Genomic DNA, 21,603 nt, shown 5'->3' on the forward strand with positions numbered 1-21,603 from the left:
AGCACAGGCCCTCACTCCTCACCTTTTACCCCCGGACAGCAACAAAACGCCCACGATCGTAATCGACCGAGAGCCCACTTCCGAACTCGTCACGAGGGGCCCGCCCGCGCGGGCGGGCACAATGAGGGGCATGAGTCCGTTGCTGCGCCGCGCCCCGCGCAAGAAGCCCACCGAGCGCACGGTCACGCTGATCGGCAAGCCCGACTGCCATCTGTGCGAGGACGCCGAGGCCGTGGTCGAGGAGGTCTGCGGCGAGCTGGGCACCCCCTGGGAGAAGAAGGACATCACCCAGGACGAGGAGCTGTACCGCGCCTACTGGGAGCAGATCCCGGTGGTGCTGATCGACGGCGAGCAGCACGACTTCTGGCGGGTGAACCCCCAGCGGCTGCGCGCCGCGCTCGGCGGCTGATCCCGGCCCCCGCACCGGGCCCGCCCCACCCTCGCGCGCCTCCCTTTCGCCCAACCTGAATCGGCCCGACACCCGGGCGTAAACGGGATGCGCCGGAGCGCTGGCTATGCTCCCTCCATGGCCGCACTGGGATGGTTCACCCGACGTCGACGACCCGCCACCGAGCGGAGTGTCCTCGCCGGAGAGGCATCGGCCGAGGCCGCGCGCAAGTCATCGGCCGAAACCCCCGCACCGCAGCCCCCCGCCGAACCGGAGTTCCCCGTCGTCGGGGACGAGCGGGCCGCTGCCTTCTTCGACCTGGACAACACGGTCATGCAGGGCGCCGCCCTCTTCCACTTCGGCCGCGGCCTCTACAAGCGGCACTTCTTCCGCAAGCGCGAGCTCGCCCGCTTCGCCTGGCAGCAGACCTGGTTCCGGATGGCCGGGGTCGAGGATCCGGCGCACATGGAGGACGTGCGCAGCAGCGCCCTGTCCATCGTCAAGGGCCACCGGGTCTCCGAGCTGATGTCGATCGGCGAGGAGATCTACGACGAGTACATGGCCGACCGCATCTGGCCCGGTACCCGCGCCCTCGCCCAGGCCCATCTGGACGCCGGGCAGCGGGTCTGGCTGGTGACCGCCGCGCCGGTCGAGACCGCGACGATCATCGCCCGGCGGCTGGGGCTGACCGGGGCGCTGGGCACGGTGGCCGAGTCGGTGGGCGGCATCTACACCGGCCGGCTGGTCGGCGAGCCGCTGCACGGCCCGGCCAAGGCCGAGGCCGTACGGGCGCTGGCGACGGCCGAGGGGCTGGACCTGGCCCGCTGCGCGGCCTACAGCGACTCCGCCAACGACATCCCGATGCTGTCGATCGTGGGCCATCCGTACGCGGTGAATCCGGACACCCGGCTGCGCAGGCACGCCCGTGAGCAGGGCTGGCGGCTGCGCGACTACCGCACCGGACGGAAAGCGGCCAAGATCGGCATCCCGGCGGCGGCCGGGGTGGGCGCGGTGGCGGGCGGCACGGCGGCCGCCGTGGCCCTGCACCGCCGGCGCCGCTGACCACCGGCGACCGAGGCCCGCTCCGGCCCCTGGCGTCACCCCTGATCCCCTGCCTGACCTCCCGCTGAGCCCCTTCCGGAGTGCCCCGTTCGGGCGGTGCTGACCGCCTGCGCACGACTGTGACCGAGGACGGTCAAGGCTGACCGCCGATCGCGCTCCGTGACGACGTACCCCTCGATACACAGCGTCACCAACCGAACGCGCCCGCCCTGTTTCGGTCATTCCGTGCTTCCTACCCCACAGCGCCCCCGCCAGTCCCCTTACCGCCGCTTTGTCACAACACGCCACACAATCGCACAACCCGCGAACGGTTCCGGTCAATTGGCGGTACACGTTCGATACTTGATGCGTCATCAATTCATAACAGAGCGAACGGAAACGATGATTTGAGCAACGGGGTGTAGTGCCGCCTGTACGAAGCGTTATTCTCCTTAGACGCAAACCGGTACCCACGCGTCCCTACGGCGGGTGACGGTCCCGTACTGCACGTGATGGAAGCTCTGCCTCTGGGAGTCCCGTGTACCCACACGTCGGGGTTGACGCCTCGGGCCTGGCTACGCTGCGCGCAACGGTCCTCGACTGTCTGCGCGGCTTCGTCCCCACCGCGTATGCCGTCCCCGCCCTCGCCACCCCACAGCCCGTCAGCCCAGCCGTCGGCACGGTCGACCGCCCCGGCCAGGCCGGTCCGTGCTACGCCCTGGCGGACGGCGGCGCCGCGGTCGGCAGACGTTCCCGCGGCTCCACCCCCACCGCCCGGCGCCCCGGCGCCGACAGCGACAGCCGCCGCATGATGGACCTCGTCGAGCGCGCCCAGTCCGGGGAGGCCGAGGCGTTCGGCAGGCTCTACGACCAGTACGCCGACACGGTCTACCGCTACATCTACTACCGCGTGGGCGGCCGGGCCACGGCCGAGGACCTCACCAGCGAGACGTTCCTGCGCGCCCTGCGCCGCATCGGCACCTTCACCTGGCAGGGCCGCGACTTCGGCGCCTGGCTGGTGACCATCGCCCGCAACCTCGTCGCCGACCACTTCAAGTCCAGCCGCTTCCGGCTGGAGGTCACCACCGGCGAGATGCTGGACGCCAACGAGGTCGAGCGCAGCCCCGAGGACTCCGTCCTCGAATCGCTGTCCAACGCCGCCCTGCTCCAGGCGGTGCGAAAACTCAACCCGCAGCAGCAGGAGTGCGTGACGCTCCGCTTCCTCCAGGGCCTCTCGGTCGCCGAGACCGCCCGGGTCATGGGGAAGAACGAGGGCGCGATCAAAACGCTTCAGTACCGGGCCGTCCGCACCCTGGCCCGGCTCCTTCCGGACGACGCCCGCTGACCGTCCGTAGCCTCCCGGCCACGGACCGTCCGCCCGTCGGGAGGGCCCTCGGGGAGGGCGTAACCCGGGTGCTGCGCCGCTCGTTGTGGGGGATGCAGGCGCCTTGTGGTCGTACCCTGCCCGTGATCCACTCACTCGATCGGGTGGATGCGCGCATGGCACGGAACCCTCGGGTGTCCTGGGGAGTCGACCGTCACGACGAGAGGAGGTGCCGCCTGTGATCGCGAACGTATCGGCACACCGGCGGGCGAACGCCTTCGCCAAGGCCCTGGAGGCCCTGGAGGCCCTGGAGAGCAACCACCAGGCCGCCCGGGACGAGACGCCGCAGCAACAGCCAGGTTCCCCATCGGCGGAGAGCGCCGAGCGGAGACGGCTGCTGGCCCTGGCGAGCGGGCTGGGCGAGCTGCCGGCACCGACATTGGACCCGGAGGTCCGCGCCACCCAGCGGGCGCAGCTGCTCGCCGCCATGGAGGCGGCCTTCGCCGAGGGGGCGCCGCGCGTGCCCGAGCAGCGCCGCCGCCCCGGTGGCGCCCACCGGGCCAAACCCCCGGGGGCAAGATTCCGCCCCCGTTCCCGCTGGTCCAAGGGGCTCGCGGCCGGGGGGCTCACGGTCGGCGTGGCGGCGGGCGCGTTCGGCGGCGTCGCCGCCGCCAGCTCGAACGCACTGCCGGGCGACACCCTCTACGGGTTCAAGCGCGGTATGGAAGACCTCAAGCTGGAGATGGCGGACGGCGACGCCGACCGGGGCCGGATCTATCTGGACCAGGCGTCCACGCGGATGAGCGAGGCGCGCCGCCTGATGGAGCGGGCCCGCACCGGCGATCTGGACCATGACTCGCTGGGCGAGATCCGCCGGGTCCTGGCCGGGATGCGCCATGACGCCTCCGAGGGCCACCGGCTGCTGCACCAGGTCTACGAGCGCGACGGCTCGCTCGGCCCGATCCAGCAGCTGTCCACCTTCTCCCAGGCCCACCGCGACGGCTGGAGCCGGCTGCGCGACCAGTTGCCGGTCCAGCTCATGGACGTCGGCGACGAGGTGAGCTCGGTCTTCGACGCCATAGACCAAGAGGTCGGTCCGCTGCGGGCATTGCTGCCCACGAAGAAGGAGCAGCAGGCCCAGTCCGGCCCGCAGACCGGCCACGCGCCGCAGCGCGCGGGCGGGACGGACCCGGACGACCGTCCGGCGTCCGCCTCGGCCACCCCGAGCGGCAGCCGCACCGACGAGAAGACGGCACCCCGCCCGCACCCGTCGTCCTCGGCCAGCGCCCACGACCAGAGCGGCGGCCTGGTGGGCGGGGCCGGCGATCTGCTGGACCCGCCGCTCGGCGGCGGATCGAGCCCCAGCCCGTCCACGGGCAAGGGCGACCCGGGCAGCAAGCCGTCCCAGCCGGACATCACCATCCCCCCGCTGCTCCCGGACCTGCTGCCGGGCCTGAGCATCGACGGCGACGACACGAGGTGAAAAAGCCGGGGGTGGGCACACCGCCCACCCCCGGACCGCCTGTCAGCGGCCCGAACTCAGAAGAACACCGACCTCCGCTGGACCAGCACCTAGCCCCTCTCCCGGCCACCCTCGCATGGCTCGGCCCTGGAGGGCCTCCCCAGCTTCGACCGGCTGCGCCGAACTCCGTCCGTCGGGCTGGGTGGCCGCGCCGCCCTCCCCGCCCCGGCCGGGCAACCCTCAGAAGAACACCGACCTCCGCTGGACCAGCAACTTATAAAGCGTGTGCTGGATCGTTTCTCGTACCTGGTCGGTCAGATTGAACATCAGCATCGGGTCGTCCGCCGCCTCCGGCGGATGCCCGTCGGTGGGGATGGGCTCGCCGAACTGGATGGTCCACTTCGTCGGCAGCGGCACCGCGCCCAGCGGCCCGAGCAGCGGGAAGGTCGGCGTGATCGGGAAGTACGGAATGCCGAGCAGCCGGGCCACGGTCTTCGCGTTCCCCACCATCGGGTAGATCTCCTCCGCACCCACGATCGAGCACGGCACGATCGGCGCCCCCGCGCGCAGCGCCGTCGAGACGAAGCCGCCCCGCCCGAAGCGCTGGAGCTTGTACCGCTCGGAGAACGGCTTGCCGATCCCCTTGAAGCCCTCCGGCATCACCCCGACCACCTCGCCGCGCTCCAGCAGCAGCTGGGCGTCCTCGGCGCAGGCGAGGGTGTGCCCGGCCTTGCGGGCCAGCTCGTTGATGACCGGCAGCACGAAGACCAGATCGGCCGCGAGCAGCCGCAGGTGGCGCTTGGCCGGGTGGTTGTCGTGCACGGCGACCTGGAGCATCAGCCCGTCCAGCGGCAGCACCCCGGAGTGGTTCGCGACGACGAGCGCGCCGCCGCTGTCGGGGATGTTCTCGATCCCCTTCACCTCGACCCGGAAGTACTTGTCGGACAGCGGGCGGAGCAGGGACATCAGGACCTGCTCGGTCAGATCCTGGTCGTAGCCGAAGTCGTCGACCTCGTAGTCCCCGGTGATCCGGCGGCGCAGAAAGCTCAGCCCGTGGGCCAGCTTGCGCTCCCAGTCGCCGCTGCCCGGGGCGGGCTTGGGCGGGTCGGGCGGCAGGGGCGGCACGGCCGCGGCCGCCGTCTGGGGGCGCTGCTCGAGCGCCTCGTCGCGCTGCTGCGGTACGGGCTTGAGCGAGCCCTGGGAGCGGCCGCCGCGGCCCAGCCGGGGGACCTTCCTCCGGGACGACCGGGGTTCCTCGCCGAACGGAATGACCTTGGCGTCCGCCATGGTGGTTGCGCTCCTTAAGGCTGGGCGCCGGCGGGCAGCAGCGCGGCGAGCCGGTCGATGGTACGGGCGAGGGTCTCGGGCGGGAGCAGCCCGGGGCCGCGGCTGTGCGCATAGTCCGCGAGGGCGCCGGCGGTGGTGTGCTCGGGTTCGAATCCCAGGGTCTCGCGCATCTGGGTGGTGGCCACGACCCGGCCGTGGGTGAGCAGCCGGATCTGCTCGGGCGAGAAGTCGGTGATGCCGAGGGACCGCAGTGCGGTGCGGGCCCAGCGCAGGGTGGGCAGCAGCAGCGGCAGGGTCGGGCGGCCGAGCCGCCGGGCGGCCTGGGAGAGGAGCAGCACCCCGTCTCCGGCGATGTTGAACGTGCCGCTGTTGAGCGTGGACCGGCGTGGCTCGGAGGCCGCGATCCGCAGCACCTCGATGGCGTCCTTCTCATGGACGAACTGCAGCCGCGGGTCGTAGCCGATGACGGTGGGCAGCACGGGCAGCGCGAAGTACTCGGCGAGCGGGGAGTCCGCGCACGGCCCCAGGATGTTGGCGAAGCGCAGCACGCACACCGCGACATCGGGGCGGCGCCGGGCGAACCCGCGGACATATCCCTCGACCTCGACGGTGTCCTTGGCGAAGCCGCCGCTGGGCAGGGATTTGGGCGGGGTGGTCTCGCTGAAGACGGCGGGGTCGCGGGGCGCGGAGCCGTACACATTGGTGCTGGACTTCACCACCAGCCGCTGCACCGACGGGGCCTTCTGGCAGGCGCCGAGCAGCTGCATGGTGCCGATGACATTGGTCTCCTTGACCGAGGCGCGGTTGCCGCGGGCGCCCAGCGGAGTGCCGTTGATATCCATGTGGACGACGGTGTGGACGCCGTATTCGGCGAGCAGTTTCCCGATCGTGGGATGACGGATATCGGCCCGGACGAAGTCGGCGCCGCCGAGGTGGTGTTCGGGCGGTACGGCGTCCACGCCGATCACCCGCTCCACATCGGGTTCGCGCTGTATGCGCCGGACGAAACGGCCTCCCAGCCGGCGAGCGACTCCGGTGACGAGCACGACCTTTCCCAAGATCAGCGCCTTCCTTCCCACCCTCGTCCGAGCTGGGCTGTGCCGTGCCGAACACCGTAACCGCTCGATCTTGCGCTGTGATGACCACTCGCCGCGCGGTGCGACGTTTTAAGCCGGGGCCAAAGGGGCGAACGTGGCTTCAGGCCGGTGCCGGCCACGCACCGCAGCCCTCCCACCGGCGGTGGAAGGGCTGCGGGACGAACACAGCGTCGCTTGCTTACTTCTTGTTGCGACGCTGGACGCGCGTGCGCTTGAGCAGCTTGCGGTGCTTCTTCTTGGCCATCCGCTTGCGCCGCTTCTTGATTACAGAGCCCACGACTACCCTCGCTCACTTCGATTCACTCGGTGCGGGGCGTCCGAGCCCACACGACCTACATCGGGCCAGCCTACCCGGCGCCGAGCGAACCACGTAATCCGAGGGCCCTCCAGGCCCGGAAACGGCCTAGGCGGACTCCACCCCCACATACGATTCGCGGAGGTATTCATGAACCGCTTGCTCTGGGACCCGGAAAGACCTGCCCACCCGGATCGCCGGCAGATGACCACTGTGCACCAAGCGGTACACGGTCATCTTGGACACTCGCATCACCGAGGCGACTTCCGCCACGGTCAGAAACTGAACCTCGTTCAGAGGCCGTTCGCCAGCAGCCATGACAACACCTGAACCTTCCGCACATGTCGGGCACCGGCTTCCCCTCCGGTGACTCCTGGTCGCATGCGCGCTCCACCCCAGATTAGGGGCGGGTGATGCAAGTGGGGAAGAGGAGTAGCGATCGGACGCCTACTGTGACAGACACGCTCGATTGAGTACATAGCGAGTAATCGGCCGGTAGTAACCAGACCGCACACCGTCATCAAGCGGAACGGCGACGGACACCCGCCCCTCGGCCTCCCCGACGAACAGCGCGGGATCGTCCGTGTCCCCTAACCCGATGGCCTCAAAGCCCAGCTGACCTGCTCCGCAGACCCATCCGTGGTCCCCGATGACGAGCCCCGGCAGGGGCCCGCCGGACTCCGCGGCACGGCCGAGGGCGACCCGAACCGGGAGCGGCGAATGGGTGTGGGCGCCCGGCTCACTGGCGGCCGGCCGAGCGCCGGGCGCCCGCACCATCGCGACACCTCGTACGTAGGCGAGCCGGTGGGTACGTACGCCGAACCGCGTCGTTATGTCGATACATCTACCCTGCGCGGGAGTGAGGACACGGCAGCCCGCCGCCGAGAGCGCCGACGCCAACGCGGCGTAGAAGCCGAGGAGACGGTGGGGATGGCCGGTGCCGAGGAGCACCGGGAGCCGGTCCCGGGCGGCACCGCGCAGCCGGTCCGCGAAGGCGTCCAGCGCGGCGATCGTCAGCTCCGGATCGATCACATCCGGCCCCGAAACGTTGGCCGGGTCGACCGAAACCCCGCATTTCTCGCCCATCAGGCAGAGCAATTCCATAAAGGACCAGTCGTATTCGGGCTCCAACCCGAGCAGCACCCGGGGGTCCCGGGCCGCGAAAAGCCGATAGCGGCGCAGGCTCTCCTCCCGGCTCGTCGCCACGGGCCCGGCGAGCCGCGCCGCCAGCAGATGCGCGCGCAGCGCCCCGGTACTCAACACGCCACCGATGCTGGCGGACCCACCCCCTCGGCCGCCCGGATACGCGGGCAGACCCCACGGTTGGCGTAACGGCCGCCACGGGGTGTCCACCGCGTGGCAGGAGCTTCACCCCTGGCCAACGGGTTTACGGCAGCAGCCCGTGGTGCGGGAAGACCGCCCGGCGCGTCGCCAGGATCGCCTGGTCCAGCCGGTCCGCGGGGTCGTACCCGGCCTCGTGGAAGTCCTGCCAGTCCGGCTCCCGCCCGTCCGTCATCCGCCGCGGCGCGTCCATCCGGGTCCGCCGGTACACCTCCTGCCGCCACTCCTCCGGCACCGGCGCGGTGGCCTCCACCGGCCGCCCCGCCGCGATCGCGACCAGATGCGTCCAGGACCGCGGCACCACGTCCACCACCGCGTAGCCGCCGCCCCCGAGCGCGACCCAGCGCCCGTCCGCGTGCTCGTGCGCCAGCCGGTGACAGCTCTCGGCGACCGCCCGCTGCGCGTCGACGGTCACCGCCAAGTGGGCCAGCGGGTCCTCGACATGGGTGTCCGCGCCGTGCTGGGTCACCAGCACCTGCGGGCGGAAGGCCGCCAGCAGCTCCGGCACCACCGCGTGGAAGGCCCGCAGCCAGCCCGCGTCCGAGGTCCCGGCCGGCAGCGCCAGATTGACCGCCGATCCCCCGGCGCCCTCCCCGCCCGCCTCCTCCGGCCAGCCGGTCTGCGGGAACAGCGTCCGCGGGTGCTCGTGCAGCGAGATCGTCAGCACCCGGGGATCGTCCCAGAAGGCCGCCTGCACCCCGTCCCCGTGGTGGACGTCCACATCCACGTACGCGACCCGCTCCGCCCCCAGCTCCAGCAGCCGCGCGATCGCCAGCGCCGCGTCGTTGTAGATGCAGAACCCGGACGCGCCCCGGGGCATCGCGTGGTGCAGCCCGCCCGCGAAGTTCACCGCGTGCAGCGCCTCCCCGCGCCAGACGTCCTCGGCCGCGCCCACCGACTGCCCGGCGATCAGCGCGGACGCCTCGTGCATCCCCGCGAAGGCCGGATCGTCGATCGTCCCGAGGCCGTACGAGCCGTCCGCCGCCTCCGGGGCGGCCGAGGCGCGGCGTACCGCCTCGATGTACTCCTGCCCGTGGACCAGGCGCAGCGTCGACTCCCCGGCCGCCTTGGCGGCCACCACCCGGACCGCCCGGTCCAGCCCGTACGCCTGCACCAACCGCATGGTCAGCGCCAACCGCACCGGGTCCATCGGATGCCCGGCGCCGAAGTCGTATCCGGTTACTTCCTCATCCCACATCAACTGTGCGCGGCCGCTCATGCCCGTCACCGTATCCGGCTGGTACAGGGCTGAACGACCTCGCGTACCGGATCGTCATCAGCACGAGCGCCATCGGCACCAGCATCGCCGCACGGTAGTTCCACGCCCCGCCCAGCGCGCCGACGAGCGGGGAGCCGATGAGGAAGCCCACGTAGTTGAAGATGTTGAGGCGTGCGACGGCGGCGTCGGACGCCCCGGGGAAGAGCCGCCCCGCGGCCGCGAAGGTCTGCGGCACCAGCACGCACAACCCGAGCCCCAGCAGCGTGAACCCGGCCATCCCCACCCAGGCGCCGGGCGCCGTCGCGACCACCGCGAAGCCGCCGCCCGCGAGCAGCGCCCCGGCCCGGACCACGGTGACCGCGCCGAACCGCCGCACCCCGAGGTCGCCGAAGGAGCGGCCGAGGAGGGTGGTGACCATATAGACGTTGTACGGGACCGTGGCAAGCTGCTCGGAGCTGTGCAGCACGTCCTCCAGGTACTTGGCGCTCCAGTTGGAGACGGTGGAGTCGCCGATGTAGGCGAAGGCCATGACGAGACAGAGCGGCAGCAGCGCCCGCATGCTCACGGTGGTCTCGTCCTTCGCCAGTTCGGTCGGCTCGGCGCCCTGGTGGTCGACGTACCAGCGGCCGGCGATCAGCGCGACGGGCACCAGAACGGCCACCAGCGGCGCGTAGAGCGTGGGCAGCGGCAGGTCCCAGTGCGCCCCCGCCCAGGCGAGCGAGGCCCCGGCGATCCCGCCCAGGCTGTACGCGCCGTGGAAGCCGAGCATGATGCTGCGCCCGTACGCGCGCTGGAGGCTCACCCCGAGCATGTTCATCGACGCGTCGAGCGCCCCGACCGTCAGCCCGAACACGGCGAGTGCCAGCGCGAGCTGCCACACCGTCGTCCCCGATCCGGCGGACAGCAGGGCGAGGGAGACGATGGGCTGCACCGCGCGGAGGACCAGCCCCGGGCGCATCCGCTTGACGAGGTGCTCGGTGCCGACGCTGCCCACCCCGGCGAGGATCGGCACGGCGGCCAGGAAGAGGGGCAGCAGCCCATCGGATATCCCGTACCGGTCCTGGAGCGCGGGTATGCGCGTCACCAGCAGAGCGAAGATCGCGCCCTGGACGAAGAAGCTGATGGCCAATGAGGCCCGACCTTGCCGGAGCCGGCGGCTCGGGCGCGAATCCGTCATGGCCGTGGAGCGTACGGCCCCGGACTACTTGTGGGTAGAGGTGAGCAGTTCTCGCAGTTCGGCCATCCGCGTGAAGAGGCCCCGGGCCGTGGAGAGTTTGGCGGCGGGTGTCATGGCCGTGTAGCCGTACACATCCATCCCGGCGGTCAGGGCGGCCTGGACCCCGAGCGGGCTGTCCTCGACGACGGCACAGCGCTCGGGCGCCACACCCATGCGCTCGGCCGCGTGCAGGAACAGATCCGGGGCGGGCTTGCCCCGGCCCACGTCCTCGGAGCTGAAGATGTGGTCCTCGCCGAAGAGGTCGTACAGCCCGGTCGTGCGGAGGGCGACGCGGATGCGCTCGTGGCTGCCGGAGGAGGCGACGCAGTACGGAACGCCGTCGGCCCGCAGCTTCTCCAGAACCTCGGCCACACCGGCCACCGGCCGCAGCTCGCGGCGGAAGGCGTCGAAGACCCGGCCGTGGAAGGTGGTGTCGAAGTCCGGTGGAAGCCGACGGCCCGAGCGCTCGAGGACCAGGTCGTGGATGCGATGCATGGCGGAGCCCATGTAGTCGCGTATGGAGTCCTCGTAGCTGGTGGGGTGTCCCAACTCCGTGAGGTAGGCGGCGAGAAGCCGGTTGGAGATGGGCTCGCTGTCGACGAGCACTCCGTCGTTGTCGAAGATGACCAGGTCATAGCGCATGCGGTCAGCCTACAAACAGACATGAGAAAAGCCCGGTTGAGAGCCGAAGCTCCCAACCGGGCTTTTCGTAAAATTTGTTCGGCGGCGTCCTACTCTCCCACAGGGTCCCCCCTGCAGTACCATCGGCGCTGAAAGGCTTAGCTTCCGGGTTCGGAATGTAACCGGGCGTTTCCCTAACGCTATGACCACCGAAACACTATGAAACAAACACCGGACCCAACCCATACACATGGGGGTCAAACGGTTCATTGCTTCAGAACCAACACAGTGGACGCGAGCACCTGAGGACAAGCCCTCGGCCTATTAGTACCAGTCAACTCCACCGGTCACCCGGCTTCCATATCTGGCCTATCAACCCAGTCGTCTACTGGGAGCCTTAACCCATCACGTGGGTGGGAGCCCTCATCTCGAAGCAGGCTTCCCGCTTAGATGCTTTCAGCGGTTATCCCTCCCGAACGTAGCCAACCAGCCATGCCCTTGGCAGAACAACTGGCACACCAGAGGTTCGTCCGTCCCGGTCCTCTCGTACTAGGGACAGCCCTTCTCAAGACTCCTACGCGCACAGCGGATAGGGACCGAACTGTCTCACGACGTTCTAAACCCAGCTCGCGTACCGCTTTAATGGGCGAACAGCCCAACCCTTGGGACCGACTCCAGCCCCAGGATGCGACGAGCCGACATCGAGGTGCCAAACCATCCCGTCGATATGGACTCTTGGGGAAGATCAGCCTGTTATCCCCGGGGTACCTTTTATCCGTTGAGCGACGGCGCTTCCACAAGCCACCGCCGGATCACTAGTCCCGACTTTCGTCCCTGCTCGACCCGTCGGTCTCACAGTCAAGCTCCCTTGTGCACTTACACTCAACACCTGATTGCCAACCAGGCTGAGGGAACCTTTGGGCGCCTCCGTTACCCTTTAGGAGGCAACCGCCCCAGTTAAACTACCCACCAGACACTGTCCCTGATCCGGATCACGGACCCAGGTTAGACATCCAGCACGACCAGAGTGGTATTTCAACAACGACTCCACACTAACTGGCGTCAATGCTTCACAGTCTCCCACCTATCCTACACAAGCCGAACCGAACACCAATATCAAGCTATAGTAAAGGTCCCGGGGTCTTTCCGTCCTGCTGCGCGAAACGAGCATCTTTACTCGTAATGCAATTTCACCGGGCCTATGGTTGAGACAGTCGAGAAGTCGTTACGCCATTCGTGCAGGTCGGAACTTACCCGACAAGGAATTTCGCTACCTTAGGATGGTTATAGTTACCACCGCCGTTTACTGGCGCTTAAGTTCTCAGCTTCGCGGGATCGAAACCCCACTAACCGGTCCCCTTAACGTTCCAGCACCGGGCAGGCGTCAGTCCGTATACATCGCCTTACGGCTTCGCACGGACCTGTGTTTTTAGTAAACAGTCGCTTCTCGCTGGTCTCTGCGGCCACCACCAGCTCAAGGAGAAAATCCCATCACCAGCAATGGCCCCCCTTCTCCCGAAGTTACGGGGGCATTTTGCCGAGTTCCTTAACCATAGTTCACCCGAACGCCTCGGTATTCTCTACCTGACCACCTGAGTCGGTTTAGGGTACGGGCCGCCATGAAACTCGCTAGAGGCTTTTCTCGACAGCATAGGATCATCCACTTCACCACAATCGGCTCGGCATCAGGTCTCACCCTTAAATGAGGGACGGATTTACCTACCCCTCGGGCTACACCCTTACCCCGGGACAACCACCGCCCGGGCTGGACTACCTTCCTGCGTCACCCCATCACTCACCTACTACAAGTCTGGTCCGGCGGCTCCACCACTCCCCTTCACCCGAAGGATCCAGGGCGGCTTCACGGCCTTAGCATCGCCTGATTCAGCGTTGACGCTTCAAAGCGGGTACCGGAATATCAACCGGTTGTCCATCGACTACGCCTGTCGGCCTCGCCTTAGGTCCCGACTTACCCTGGGCAGATCAGCTTGACCCAGGAACCCTTAGTCAATCGGCGCACACGTTTCTCACGTGTGTATCGCTACTCATGCCTGCATTCTCACTCGTGAACCATCCACAACTCGCTTACACGGCTGCTTCACCCGGCACACGACGCTCCCCTACCCATCACAGCCCCCGTTAGGGGTCATGCTGCAATGACACGACTTCGGCGGTACGCTTGAGCCCCGCTACATTGTCGGCGCGGAATCACTTGACCAGTGAGCTATTACGCACTCTTTCAAGGATGGCTGCTTCTAAGCCAACCTCCTGGTTGTCTCTGCGACTCCACATCCTTTCCCACTTAGCGTACGCTTAGGGGCCTTAGTCGATGCTCTGGGCTGTTTCCCTCTCGACCATGGAGCTTATCCCCCACAGTCTCACTGCCGCGCTCTCACTTACCGGCATTCGGAGTTTGGCTAAGGTCAGTAACCCGGTAGGGCCCATCGCCTATCCAGTGCTCTACCTCCGGCAAGAAACACACGACGCTGCACCTAAATGCATTTCGGGGAGAACCAGCTATCACGGAGTTTGATTGGCCTTTCACCCCTAACCACAGGTCATCCCCCAGGTTTTCAACCCTGGTGGGTTCGGTCCTCCACGAAGTCTTACCTCCGCTTCAACCTGCCCATGGCTAGATCACTCCGCTTCGGGTCTTGAGCGCGCTACTAAACCGCCCTATTCGGACTCGCTTTCGCTACGGCTTCCCCACACGGGTTAACCTCGCAACACACCGCAAACTCGCAGGCTCATTCTTCAAAAGGCACGCAGTCACGACCGTGCTCCAAAGAACACGGCGACGCTCCCACGGCTTGTAGGCACACGGTTTCAGGTACTATTTCACTCCGCTCCCGCGGTACTTTTCACCATTCCCTCACGGTACTATCCGCTATCGGTCACCAGGGAATATTTAGGCTTAGCGGGTGGTCCCGCCAGATTCACACGGGATTTCTCGGGCCCCGTGCTACTTGGGTATCGCACAAGCAAGTTGCTGACATTTCAGCTACGGGGGTCTTACCCTCTACGCCGGGCCTTTCGCATGCCCTTCGCCTACATCAACAATTTCTGACTCACCCAGCCGCCGGCAGACGACTGAAGTACGAACCCACAACCCCGCATGCGCAACCCCTGCCGGGTATCACACACATACGGTTTAGCCTCATCCAGTTTCGCTCGCCACTACTCCCGGAATCACGGTTGTTTTCTCTTCCTGCGGGTACTGAGATGTTTCACTTCCCCGCGTTCCCTCCACATACCCTATGTGTTCAGGTATGGGTGACAGCCCATGACGACTGCCGGGTTTCCCCATTCGGACACCCCCGGATCACAGCTCGGTTGACAGCTCCCCGGGGCCTATCGCGGCCTCCCACGTCCTTCATCGGTTCCTGGTGCCAAGGCATCCACCGTGCGCCCTTAAAAACTTGGCCACAGATGCTCGCGTCCACTGTGCAGTTCTCAAACAACGACCCGTACCCCGTCACCCACACTCACCGTGCAGTACACCGGGACCGGCCCGAAGGACAGACCCATGGCCCGTACCCTCAGACACCCAACAGCGTGCCCGACACCCTCAACCCTCCATCTCACGTTCCACGCCGAAGCAGTACTAGCGACCAGAGCAGGTCAAGTGTGCCGAATAGTCAACGTTCCACCCATGAGCAACCGTGCAAGACACTTGCTTGCAGTCGGCCATGTGCTCCTTAGAAAGGAGGTGATCCAGCCGCACCTTCCGGTACGGCTACCTTGTTACGACTTCGTCCCAATCGCCAGTCCCACCTTCGACGGCTCCCTCCACAAGGGTTGGGCCACCGGCTTCGGGTGTTACCGACTTTCGTGACGTGACGGGCGGTGTGTACAAGGCCCGGGAACGTATTCACCGCAGCAATGCTGATCTGCGATTACTAGCGACTCCGACTTCATGGGGTCGAGTTGCAGACCCCAATCCGAACTGAGACCGGCTTTTTGAGATTCGCTCCACCTCACGGCTTCGCAGCTCATTGTACCGGCCATTGTAGCACGTGTGCAGCCCAAGACATAAGGGGCATGATGACTTGACGTCGTCCCCACCTTCCTCCGAGTTGACCCCGGCAGTCTCCTGTGAGTCCCCATCACCCCGAAAGGCATGCTGGCAACACAGAACAAGGGTTGCGCTCGTTGCGGGACTTAACCCAACATCTCACGACACGAGCTGACGACAGCCATGCACCACCTGTACACCGACCACAAGGGGGCACCCATCTCTGAGTGTTTCCGGTGTATGTCAAGCCTTGGTAAGGTTCTTCGCGTTGCGTCGAATTAAGCCACATGCTCCGCCGCTTGTGCGGGCCCCCGTCAATTCCTTTGAGTTTTAGCCTTGCGGCCGTACTCCCCAGGCGGGGAACTTAATGCGTTAGCTGCGGCACGGACAACGTGGAATGTCGCCCACACCTAGTTCCCAACGTTTACGGCGTGGACTACCAGGGTATCTAATCCTGTTCGCTCCCCACGCTTTCGCTCCTCAGCGTCAGTATCGGCCCAGAGATCCGCCTTCGCCACCGGTGTTCCTCCTGATATCTGCGCATTTCACCGCTACACCAGGAATTCCGATCTCCCCTACCGAACTCTAGCCTGCCCGTATCGAATGCAGACCCGGGGTTAAGCCCCGGGCTTTCACATCCGACGCGACAAGCCGCCTACGAGCTCTTTACGCCCAATAATTCCGGACAACGCTTGCGCCCTACGTATTACCGCGGCTGCTGGCACGTAGTTAGCCGGCGCTTCTTCTGCAGGTACCGTCACTTGCGCTTCTTCCCTGCTGAAAGAGGTTTACAACCCGAAGGCCGTCATCCCTCACGCGGCGTCGCTGCATCAGGCTTGCGCCCATTGTGCAATATTCCCCACTGCTGCCTCCCGTAGGAGTCTGGGCCGTGTCTCAGTCCCAGTGTGGCCGGTCGCCCTCTCAGGCCGGCTACCCGTCGTCGCCTTGGTAGGCCATCACCCCACCAACAAGCTGATAGGCCGCGGGCTCATCCTGCACCGCCGGAGCTTTCCACCACCAGACCATGCGGTCGGTAGTCATATCCGGTATTAGACCCCGTTTCCAGGGCTTGTCCCAGAGTGCAGGGCAGATTGCCCACGTGTTACTCACCCGTTCGCCACTAATCCCCGGCCGAAACCGGTTCATCGTTCGACTTGCATGTGTTAAGCACGCCGCCAGCGTTCGTCCTGAGCCAGGATCAAACTCTCCGTGAATGCTTCCGGGCTATCCCGGCAACACATCACGAGAGCGGAACGGAACCGGAGGAATAACCCGGACCGTCCACAGCGTCCTCGCTGTTGTGTTTCTTCAAAGGAACCTCGTCCAAGAAGGACGGGGTATCAACATATCTGGCGTTGACTTTTAGCACGCTGTTGAGTTCTCAAGAAACGGACGCTTCCTTCGAAACCGTTTCACCGGCTTCTCCGGGCGCTTCCCTTCGGTGTTTCCAACCTTACCAGATCCGATTTCCGGTCGTTTCCGATCCGAATTCCGTTTCCGGCCCCCTGCTGGAGCGGGGTCTTTCGCGCCTTCCGGCGTGTCCACTACTTTAGCGGATTCCCCCGGATGCTCATAATCGAGTTCCCCGGTCCGAATTCCGGCATGCCGAAATCCATCCCGATGAGGGGCCGTGCAAGAGTGGTTTGCCGCAGGTGCGGCTCGAGTGGTCGTCGCGTTTCCCCGCAGGGCTCCGTGGCAACTCGGTGAACAGTACACGACGCCCCGAGGACCACCAAACCCATGGCCGGCCCCCGCGTCGGGGCGTACTGTCTATGGCATGACGAGCGCATGTGTACACCCACGGTGGTGGGCCGCCTGACGGCGGCCGCCCTATCAGCACATGCGCAACCACGGCCGCCGCTCCGGCGGCCGTTCGCGTTTCTCCCTCCCGCGAAGCCCGGCCGGCCGGGTCGGCGGTCCCGACACAGCGGGAGACGCGGAGAGATGACAGAGACGAAGACGGCACGGCGCCGGATCTTCAGTGGGATCAAACCGAGCGGGCATCTGACCCTCGGCAACTACCTCGGGGCCGTACGCCGGTGGGTTCAGGAGGACCAGCACCGCGCCGACGCGCTGTTCTGCGTCGTCGATCTGCACGCGCTCACGGTGGAGCACGATCCGGCGCGGGTGCGGCGGCTCACCCGGCAGGCCGCCACGCTGCTGCTGGCCTCGGGGCTCGACCCCGAGCTCTGCACGCTGTTCGTGCAGAGCCATGTGGATGAGCACGCGCGGCTGTCCTATCTCATGGAGTGCACGGCCACCGACGGCGAGATGCGGCGGATGATCCAGTACAAGGAGAAGTCCGCGCGGGAGCGGGCGAGAGGGGGGAGCGTACGGCTGTCGCTGCTCACCTATCCGGCGCTGATGGCCGCCGACATCCTCGTCTACGGAACGCACGAGGTGCCGGTCGGCGAGGACCAGACGCAGCACGTGGAGCTGGCCCGGGATCTGGCGCAGCGGTTCAACCAGCGGTACGGACCGGTCTTCACCGTGCCCCGGGCCACCAGTCCGCGGGTCTCGGCGCGGGTGATGGATCTGCAGGACCCGACCTCGAAGATGGGGAAGTCGCACGCGGAGACGGCAGGCATCGTCTATCTGCTCGACGAGCCGGATGCGGTGCGGAAGAAGATCATGCGGGCGGTCACGGACAGCGGCACCGAGGTGCGGTACGACCGGACGGAGCAGCCGGGGGTGGCCAATCTGCTGGATGTGCTCGCCTCGTGCACCGATGGCAAGCCGGAGGTGCTGGCCGAGGAGTTCTCCTCGTACGGGGCGCTGAAGGGGGCGACGGCGGAGGCGGTGCTGGAGGTGCTGCGTCCGCTCCAGGCCCGGCACGCCGAGCTGTGCGCCGATCCGTCGTATGTGGACGGGGTGCTGCGGGCCGGGGCCGAGCGGGCGCGTGGGCTGGCCCGGCCCCGGGTGGACGAGGCGTATGCGGCGGTCGGGCTGCTGCCACCCGCCTGAGCGGAGCGGCTCTCCGTCAGCTGTTGCCGGAGGCGAGTTCGCGGCTGCGGTCGCGGGCCGCCTCCAGCGCGGCGATCAGCGCGGCGCGCACTCCGTGGCTCTCCAGTTCGCGGATGGCGTTGATGGTGGTGCCCGCCGGGGAGGTCACGGCCTCGCGCAGCTTGACCGGGTGCTGATCGCTGTCGCGCAGCATCACCGCGGCGCCGATGGCGGCCTGGACGATCAGGTCATGGGCCTTGTCGCGGGGCAGGCCCAGCAGGATGCCCGCGTCGGTCATCGCCTCGACCAGGAAGTAGAAGTAGGCCGGGCCGGAGCCGGAGAGCGCCGTCGCGGCGTCCTGCTGGGACTCGGGGACGCGGAGCGTCTTGCCGACGCCGCCGAAGATCGCCTCGGTGTGGGCGAGGTGCTCCTCGGTGGCGTGGCTGCCCGCCGAGATGACGGACATGGCCTCGTCGACCAGCGCCGGGGTGTTGGTCATGACCCGGACGACCGGGGTGCCGGCGGCCAGGCGCGCCTCGAAGAAGGAGGTGGGGATGCCGGCTGCGCCGGAGACGACCAGCCGGTCGGCGGGAACGTGCGGGGCGAGCTCATCGAGCAGGGCGCCCATGTCCTGAGGTTTGACGGTGAGGATGAGGGTGTCGGCGGCCTTGGCGGCCTCGGCGTTGGAGACGGCCTCGACGCCGTAGCGCGACCGGAGCTCCGCGGCGCGCTCGGGGCGGCGGGCCGTGACCAGCAGGTCGGACGGCGACCAGCCGCCTCGGATCATTCCGCTGAGAAGGGCTTCGCCGATCTTTCCCGTGCCGAGCACGGCGACCTTCTCCGTCATGGTGCGGCTCTCCTCATGCCTGTGCGGCTCGTGCGGGTGCTGCGTACGGTTCCGTGCGGGTGCTGCGTAGGTGTTTCTCCGCCATCCTCGCACGGGTGGCCCATTCCTCCTGGCTTTTATGCATTTCTTATTCATCGTTCGATGAATTAATTTTTACGCGCCGTCCGGCGCGACGGGGAGGCCGCTTTGCGCCCGCGCCAACCAGGGCGCCCGGAACCAAACAGTCCTGTTCGATGACTCCGAGTTCACAAGTTGGTTACATATCAACTTGCAAATGGTCACGGCTTCATGGACACAATAGGGCTCGGTGTCTATACGTACGGGAAGGGGGCGATGGTGAGGACGATCCGGCATACCGCTCACGCACTGGTAACGGCGGTTGCCGTGTTGCTTGCCCTCTTCATCGCCGCCGATTGCGCGTCAGCGCAGGTCATCCATCCCGAAACGGTCAGTGCCACCGCGCCAGCCGATCCGCGGCCGACCACCGAGTCATGGGTATCCGCGCACGGCGACCACGGAACTGAAGATTGCAAGGGGCTCCGCGGAAGGGCCCCGCTCTCCGCTCCCACACCGAGCGGCAAATACGGATGTGTGTGCGGTTGCGATGCCGGTGTTCCGGTGCCGCGTACCGCCATCTCCGCACCGGTCACCGGACGGCAAGCCGTTCCGGTGTCGAGATCGGGCGAACTGCCCGTCATCCTCCAGATCTTCCGCTGCTGAGAGCTACACCGCCGTAGCCCGGCGGTCCCTCTCACGCACATCGCAACGCTTTTCACGCGTCTCGCAGCAAGCGATCTCAACCGCCAGCGACCGATTCCATCGATCCCACTGACGTAGCGCTATGCCGTGCCCCCGCCTGCCCATGAGCCGGTGACGGGGCGCACTGGAGGCAACCCTCATGCGAAATCTCCTTGACCGTTTCCGTGGTGCCGGAGGCACCTCAGGCTCATCCGGCGCCGGAACCTTCCGCGCCGACTTCACCGCTTCTCTCGTCGTCTTCCTCGTGGCCGTCCCCCTGTGCGTGGGGGTGGCGGTCGCCTCCGGCGTGCCGGCCGAACTCGGCCTGATCACCGGCATCGTCGGCGGGCTGGTCACCGGCTTCCTGCCGGGCAGCAGCCTCCAGGTCTCCGGCCCGGCCGCCGGTCTGACCGTGCTGGTCTACGAGGCCGTGGAGCAATACGGCGTCGCCGCGCTCGGCGTCCTCGTCCTCGTCTCCGGACTGCTCCAGCTGGCCATGGGCGCGCTCGGCCTCGGCCGCTGGTTCCGGGCGATCTCCGTCGCCGTGGTGCAGGGCATGCTCGCGGGCATCGGCCTGGTGCTGATCGCCGGACAGCTGTACGCGCTGGCCGACGCCAAGGCGCCGAGCAGCGGACTGGACAAGATCTTCCACATTCCGGAGCTCATCGGAGATGTGGCCGGTTCCGCGGACGCCCTCAAGGCGGTCGCCGTGGGTGCCGGGACCATCGTCGTACTGGTGCTGTGGCCGCGTTTCCGCCAGGGCGCCAAGGTGCTGCCCGGCCCGCTGGCGGCGGTCGCGCTCGCCACAGCCGTCACCGCGATCTTCGACCTGCCGATCGCGCGGGTCGAGGTCAAGGGCCTGCTGGACGCCGTCCAGCCGCCCGGCGGCAGTGAGTTCCAGGCCCTCGCCGAGGTGGGCGTCATCGGCACCGTGCTCGCGTTCACGCTGATCGCCTCCGCCGAGAGCCTCTTCAGCGCCGCCGCCGTGGACCGGCTGCACGACGGGCCGCGCACCGACTACGACAAGGAGCTGATGGCGCAGGGCGCGGGCAACACGGTGTGCGGTGTCCTCGGCGCGCTGCCGATGACCGCGGTGATCGTGCGGAGCTCGGCCAATGTGCAGGCCGGTGCGAAGACGAAGGCGTCGCGGGTGCTGCACGGTGTGTGGCTGCTGGTCTTCGCGGTGCTCTTCCCCTCGGCCCTGGGCGTCATCCCGATCGCGACGCTCGCCGGTGTGCTGGTGTACTCCGGCTGGAAGCTGATCCCGACCAAGGACCTGGTGCCGCTGTGGAAGGCCCACCGGGGTGAGGCGATCATCCTGATCGTCACCGCCGGCGCGATCGTGATCACCAATATGTTCGAGGGCGTGATCATCGGTCTGCTGATGGCCGTGGCCAAGACCGCCTGGGAGACCTCGCATGTGCATGTCGAGGTCACCGGGCGCGAGGACGAGGAGGGCGACCAGCCCCTGCACGTCCGGGTGCGCGGCAACGCGACCTTCCTGCGGCTGCCCAAGCTGCTGGACGAGCTGGAGGGGCTGCCCCGCGAGCGCGAGGTGGAGCTCGACCTGACCGGGCTGCGCCATGTGGACCACGCCTGCGAGATGGCGCTGGCCACCTGGACCGAGCGGCACAACGCGGTGGTCAAGCGGGACGCCACCCTCGAGGAGCGGGTCCCGGCATAACGGCACCCGTATAAGGGGGAGACGCCCGTACAAGAGGGAGACCCCGGATAAGGGGAAGACCCCCGTCCGTCGCCCGGCCCCCGGC

At 67.3% G+C, this 21,603-nt stretch carries 16 protein-coding genes and 3 rRNA genes; 7 read left to right on the forward strand and 12 right to left on the reverse strand.

Translation table 11 applies throughout. The annotated features are described in order from the left end of the window. The first annotated feature begins 130 nt into the window (after positions 1 to 130). From ACZ6TD_RS22305 to ACZ6TD_RS22320, 4 genes are all read left to right on the forward strand, one after another. Positions 131 to 409 (forward strand): glutaredoxin family protein, encoded by a 279-nt coding sequence (locus ACZ6TD_RS22305; RefSeq protein ID WP_471356679.1) that lies wholly within the window; start codon positions 131 to 133, stop codon positions 407 to 409. A gap of 117 nt (positions 410 to 526) precedes the next feature. After that, complete coding sequence (locus ACZ6TD_RS22310; protein ID WP_471356682.1) at positions 527 to 1,450, forward strand: HAD family hydrolase; 924 nt, start codon at positions 527 to 529, stop codon at positions 1,448 to 1,450. Between the two features lie 517 nt (positions 1,451 to 1,967). Continuing rightward, a complete protein-coding gene (locus tag ACZ6TD_RS22315; protein WP_086884617.1) occupies positions 1,968 to 2,774 on the forward strand; it encodes an ECF subfamily RNA polymerase sigma factor, BldN family in 807 nt (268 codons plus the stop codon). Positions 2,775 to 2,991: 217 nt separating this feature from the next. After that, positions 2,992 to 4,236, forward strand: a complete 1,245-nt coding sequence (locus ACZ6TD_RS22320; RefSeq protein ID WP_471356684.1) for a DUF5667 domain-containing protein — start codon at positions 2,992 to 2,994, stop codon at positions 4,234 to 4,236. A 219-nt stretch (positions 4,237 to 4,455) separates the two neighbouring features. Here the strand turns inward: ACZ6TD_RS22320 and ACZ6TD_RS22325 are convergent, their stop codons facing one another. The 11 genes from ACZ6TD_RS22325 to ACZ6TD_RS22375 all read right to left on the reverse strand — a co-directional run bounded on the left by ACZ6TD_RS22325 (position 4,456) and on the right by ACZ6TD_RS22375 (position 16,520). Beyond that, positions 4,456 to 5,502, reverse strand: a complete 1,047-nt coding sequence (locus ACZ6TD_RS22325; RefSeq protein WP_471356687.1) for a lysophospholipid acyltransferase family protein — start codon at positions 5,500 to 5,502, stop codon at positions 4,456 to 4,458. Between the two features lie 14 nt (positions 5,503 to 5,516). Next, entirely contained in the window at positions 5,517 to 6,560 is a 1,044-nt protein-coding gene (locus tag ACZ6TD_RS22330) for an NAD-dependent epimerase/dehydratase family protein (RefSeq protein ID WP_137978961.1), read from the reverse strand. A 217-nt stretch (positions 6,561 to 6,777) separates the two neighbouring features. Then, positions 6,778 to 6,876 (reverse strand): 30S ribosomal protein bS22, encoded by a 99-nt coding sequence (locus tag ACZ6TD_RS22335; RefSeq protein ID WP_003948845.1) that lies wholly within the window; start codon positions 6,874 to 6,876, stop codon positions 6,778 to 6,780. Between the two features lie 126 nt (positions 6,877 to 7,002). Further along, on the reverse strand, positions 7,003 to 7,212 hold the full coding sequence (locus ACZ6TD_RS22340; protein ID WP_014053989.1) for a helix-turn-helix domain-containing protein: 210 nt from the start codon (positions 7,210 to 7,212) through the stop codon (positions 7,003 to 7,005). Between the two features lie 129 nt (positions 7,213 to 7,341). Further along, positions 7,342 to 8,157 (reverse strand): phosphatase, encoded by an 816-nt coding sequence (locus tag ACZ6TD_RS22345; protein WP_471356690.1) that lies wholly within the window; start codon positions 8,155 to 8,157, stop codon positions 7,342 to 7,344. A 124-nt stretch (positions 8,158 to 8,281) separates the two neighbouring features. Continuing rightward, a complete protein-coding gene (locus ACZ6TD_RS22350; protein ID WP_471356692.1) occupies positions 8,282 to 9,454 on the reverse strand; it encodes an acetoin utilization protein AcuC in 1,173 nt (390 codons plus the stop codon). Then, the gene (locus tag ACZ6TD_RS22355) at positions 9,423 to 10,631 is read right to left on the reverse strand and encodes an MFS transporter (RefSeq protein ID WP_471356695.1); all 1,209 of its coding nucleotides are present in this window, start codon (positions 10,629 to 10,631) and stop codon (positions 9,423 to 9,425) included. The genes ACZ6TD_RS22350 and ACZ6TD_RS22355 overlap by 32 nt, the downstream gene beginning before the upstream one ends. Positions 10,632 to 10,655: 24 nt before the next feature. Beyond that, positions 10,656 to 11,312 carry an HAD family hydrolase gene (locus ACZ6TD_RS22360; protein WP_471356698.1) on the reverse strand — a complete coding sequence of 219 codons (657 nt, stop codon included), beginning with the start codon at positions 11,310 to 11,312 and terminating at the stop codon, positions 10,656 to 10,658. Between the two features lie 76 nt (positions 11,313 to 11,388). Continuing rightward, positions 11,389 to 11,505 (reverse strand): 5S ribosomal RNA (gene rrf, locus ACZ6TD_RS22365). 90 nt (positions 11,506 to 11,595) lie between these two features. Further along, a 23S ribosomal RNA gene (locus tag ACZ6TD_RS22370) occupies positions 11,596 to 14,716 on the reverse strand. Between the two features lie 277 nt (positions 14,717 to 14,993). After that, positions 14,994 to 16,520: ribosomal RNA gene (locus ACZ6TD_RS22375) — 16S ribosomal RNA — on the reverse strand. The 16S, 23S and 5S rRNA genes sit together here, the layout of an rRNA operon. A 730-nt stretch (positions 16,521 to 17,250) precedes the next feature. Here ACZ6TD_RS22375 and trpS point away from each other — a divergent pair. Further along, a complete protein-coding gene (gene trpS / locus ACZ6TD_RS22380; protein ID WP_471356700.1) occupies positions 17,251 to 18,270 on the forward strand; it encodes a tryptophan--tRNA ligase in 1,020 nt (339 codons plus the stop codon). 16 nt (positions 18,271 to 18,286) lie between these two features. Here the strand turns inward: trpS and proC are convergent, their stop codons facing one another. After that, the gene (proC, locus tag ACZ6TD_RS22385; RefSeq protein ID WP_471356703.1) at positions 18,287 to 19,096 is read right to left on the reverse strand and encodes a pyrroline-5-carboxylate reductase; all 810 of its coding nucleotides are present in this window, start codon (positions 19,094 to 19,096) and stop codon (positions 18,287 to 18,289) included. Positions 19,097 to 19,429: 333 nt separating this feature from the next. Between proC and ACZ6TD_RS22390 the strand changes: the two genes are divergently transcribed. Together ACZ6TD_RS22390 and ACZ6TD_RS22395 are read left to right on the forward strand one after the other, a co-directional pair. Further along, on the forward strand, positions 19,430 to 19,816 hold the full coding sequence (locus tag ACZ6TD_RS22390) for a hypothetical protein (protein WP_471356706.1): 387 nt from the start codon (positions 19,430 to 19,432) through the stop codon (positions 19,814 to 19,816). Between the two features lie 178 nt (positions 19,817 to 19,994). Continuing rightward, positions 19,995 to 21,518 carry a SulP family inorganic anion transporter gene (locus ACZ6TD_RS22395; RefSeq protein WP_471356708.1) on the forward strand — a complete coding sequence of 508 codons (1,524 nt, stop codon included), beginning with the start codon at positions 19,995 to 19,997 and terminating at the stop codon, positions 21,516 to 21,518. Positions 21,519 to 21,603: the final 85 nt, after the last annotated feature.

The sequence above is a fragment of the Streptomyces yongxingensis genome (assembly GCF_055597465.1).